Below are 3,767 nucleotides of genomic sequence, written 5' to 3'. Positions count from 1 at the left end.
GCTCAGCTGGGAGAGCATCTGCTTTGCAAGCAGGGGGCTTCGAGGCGGTCGGCGTCAGCCGACGGATCGCCTGTCGATCCGAGCCGAGAAGGCGCGAGCGCGCTGGCGCGATGCGCCGGACGTCGGTTCGATCCCGGTTTACGTCGCGCAGCGCTGCTGCTAGCGGTGACGCTGACGGGGCCTTAGCTCAGCTGGGAGAGCATCTGCTTTGCAAGCAGAGGGTCGTCGGTTCGATCCCGACAGGCTCCACCACCTTCGAAGTCCGGCTTTGCAAGCAGGGGGGGTTCGAGGCGGTCGGCGTCAGCCGGCGGATCGCCTGTCGATCCGAGCCGAGAGGGCGCGAGCGCGCTCGCGCGATGCGCCGGACGTCGGCAGGCTCCACCATCATCCAAGTCGAAGAAGATCGTGTTTGCGGTCCGGGCCGAGTGCCGGGATCGCTTGTTGTTGTCATTGTGAAGAGAAGACGGATCCTGGAGATCGCCGGCGCAAGCGGGTGGTCTGCCGGAAGGGATCGCGGGGAAGGGTTCATCGCCCGTCTCCGGGTATCGATCCCGTCCAGATGGTCGATGGCGCCTGACCGCCCATTGCCCGGATCCGTCTCGAGAAGCTGGTCTTTATGGACATCGCTGCAGGAGCTTTCCGCGGGTTGCACGCCCGGGGGAGGTGAGGCGGTGTCCTTTGAAGAATGAGACGCTCGATGTTCGTCTTCTCTCTTCCGAGCGGTCCTGATGGACCGCGCCCTGCGCAGACAGCGATCCCCGACAGGATCGCTGGCGTGAGCAGACGGAAAATGATGGGCATTGGCGATGAGAATGATCAAGTGTCTTAAGGGCATTTGGTGGATGCCTTGGCATGCACAGGCGATGAAGGACGTGATACGCTGCGATAAGCGTCGGGGAGCTGCGAATGAGCTTTGATCCGGCGATCTCCGAATGGGGCAACCCACCTTCGATCTCTAGAAAATCAGAATGGTTTGGCGATTTGAGCCTTGCGCGCACGGTCCTGAGGGGCTTGCGGCAGCAAGGCCGCGAATTGCGGCCCGCCGCTGTTGCGGCGCGCCTCGCGCAGACGGACTGCCCGATGGCAGGCCGGCGTGAGCGGCTAGAAACCCTTCTGGTTTCTAGAGATCACATGAAGGTATCTGCACCTGAATAAAATAGGGTGACAGAAGCGAACGCGGGGAACTGAAACATCTAAGTACCCGCAGGAAAGGACATCAACCGAGACTCCGTTAGTAGTGGCGAGCGAACGCGGACCAGGCCAGTGGCCTAAGAGAACAAAGTCGAACAGGTTGGAAAGCCTGGCGAGATTGGGTGACAGCCCCGTAGACGTAAGGTTCTTTTAGGTCCTCGAGTAAGGCGGGACACGTGAAATCCTGTCTGAAATTGGGAGGACCACCTTCCAAGCCTAAGTACTCGTGCATGACCGATAGCGAACCAGTACCGTGAGGGAAAGGTGAAAAGCACCCCGACAAGGGGAGTGAAAGAGAACCTGAAACCGAATGCCTACAAACAGTGGGAGCCTGCGATGGTGACCACGTACCTTTTGTATAATGGGTCAGCGACTTAGTCTGGCGAGCGAGCTTAAGCCGATAGGTGGAGGCGCAGCGAAAGCGAGTCTGAACAGGGCGTTCAGTTCGTCGGATTAGACCCGAAACCGAGTGATCTAGCCATGAGCAGGCTGAAGGTGCGGTAACACGCACTGAAGGGCCGAACCCGCATCTGTTGCAATAGATTGGGATGACTTGTGGCTAGGGGTGAAAGGCCAATCAAACTCGGAAATAGCTGGTTCTCCGCGAAATCTATTTAGGTAGAGCGTCGGATGAACACCGTGCGGGGTAGAGCACTGGATGGGCTAGGGGTCCTCACCGGATTACCAAACCTAACCAAACTTCGAATACGCACGAGTGCTGTCCGGCAGACACACGGCGGGTGCTAACGTCCGTCGTGAAGAGGGAAACAACCCTGACCACCAGCTAAGGTCCCCAAGTCATGGCTAAGTGGGAAAGGATGTGAAGACCCCAAAACAACCAGGATGTTGGCTTAGAAGCAGCCATCATTTAAAGAAAGCGTAACAGCTCACTGGTCTAAACAAGGGTCTTTGCGCCGAAAATGTACCGGGGCTGAAGCCATGCACCGAAGCTGTGGATCAACCGACTTGTCGGTTGGTGGTAGCGGAGCGTTCCCTAGGCTGATGAAGCGGCATCCGTGAGGAGCCGTGGAGGTATGGGAAGTGCGAATGCTGACATGAGTAACGATAAAGGGAGTGAGAGACTCCCTCGCCGAAAGTCCAAGGGTTCCTGCTTAAAGTTAATCTGAGCAGGGTGAGCCGGCCCCTAAGCCGAGGCCGAAAGGCGTAGGCGATGGGAACCACGTTAATAATCGTGGGCCTGGTGGAGAGTGACGGATCGCGTGTGTCGTATGCCCTTATCGGATTGGGGATGCGGCGAAGTGGTCCCGGGAAACAGCCCCACCGTATAGACCGTACCCGAAACCGACACAGGTGGACTGGTAGAGCATACCGAGGCGCTTGAGAGAACTCTGCTGAAGGAACTCGGCAAATTGCACGCGTAACTTCGGAAGAAGCGTGACCCCGTATTGGGCAACCAGTATGGGGTGGCACAGACCAGGGGGTAGCGACTGTTTACCAAAAACACAGGGCTCTGCGAAGTCGATAAGACGACGTATAGGGTCTGACGCCTGCCCGGTGCTGGAAGGTTAAGAGGAGAGGTGCAAGCTTTGAATCGAAGCCCCAGTAAACGGCGGCCGTAACTATAACGGTCCTAAGGTAGCGAAATTCCTTGTCGGGTAAGTTCCGACCTGCACGAATGGCGTAACGACTTCCCCGCTGTCTCCAGCAGAGACTCAGTGAAATTGAATTCCCCGTGAAGATGCGGGGTTCCTGCGGTCAGACGGAAAGACCCCGTGCACCTTTACTATAGCTTTACACTGGCATTCGTGTCGGCATGTGTAGGATAGGTGGTAGGCTTTGAAGCGCAGGCGCCAGCTTGCGTGGAGCCACCCTTGAAATACCACCCTTATCGTCATGGATGTCTAACCGCGGTCCGTCATCCGGATCCGGGACAGTGTATGGTGGGTAGTTTGACTGGGGCGGTCGCCTCCCAAAGAGTAACGGAGGCGCGCGATGGTGGGCTCAGACCGGTCGGAAATCGGTCGTCGAGTGCAATGGCATAAGCCCGCCTGACTGCGAGACAGACAAGTCGAGCAGAGACGAAAGTCGGTCATAGTGATCCGGTGGTCCCGCGTGGAAGGGCCATCGCTCAACGGATAAAAGGTACGCCGGGGATAACAGGCTGATGACCCCCAAGAGTCCATATCGACGGGGTTGTTTGGCACCTCGATGTCGACTCATCGCATCCTGGGGCTGGAGCAGGTCCCAAGGGTATGGCTGTTCGCCATTTAAAGCGGTACGTGAGTTGGGTTCAGAACGTCGTGAGACAGTTCGGTCCCTATCTGCCGTGGGTGTTGGAGTATTGAGAGGATCTGTCCCTAGTACGAGAGGACCGGGATGGACGTACCTCTGGTGGACCTGTTGTGGCGCCAGCCGCAGTGCAGGGTAGCTATGTACGGTCGGGATAACCGCTGAAGGCATCTAAGCGGGAAACCCACCTCGAAACGAGTGCTCCCTATCAGGGCCGTGGAAGACCACCACGTCGATAGGCCGGGGGTGGACGTGCAGCAATGCATGAAGCTGACCGGTACTAATCGCCCGATCGACTTGATCATTCTCATTCGCCAATGTTCATC

Annotated in this window: 1 tRNA gene and 1 rRNA gene; both read left to right on the top strand. The window is 57.7% G+C overall.

What is annotated here, in order from left to right:
* The first annotated feature begins 176 nt into the window (after positions 1–176).
* Positions 177–252, top strand: a tRNA-Ala gene (locus NPA30_RS19500).
* Positions 253–814: 562 nt separating this feature from the next.
* Positions 815–3,746, top strand: a 23S ribosomal RNA gene (locus tag NPA30_RS19495).
* The last annotated feature ends 21 nt before the right edge of the window (positions 3,747–3,767 follow it).

Source organism: Mangrovibrevibacter kandeliae (assembly GCF_024519155.1).
Taxonomy (GTDB): Bacteria; Pseudomonadota; Alphaproteobacteria; order Rhizobiales; family Rhizobiaceae; genus Mangrovibrevibacter; species Mangrovibrevibacter kandeliae.
Note: the sequence above shows the minus strand (reverse complement) of the source record. Positions and strands in the feature narration are given on the sequence as shown.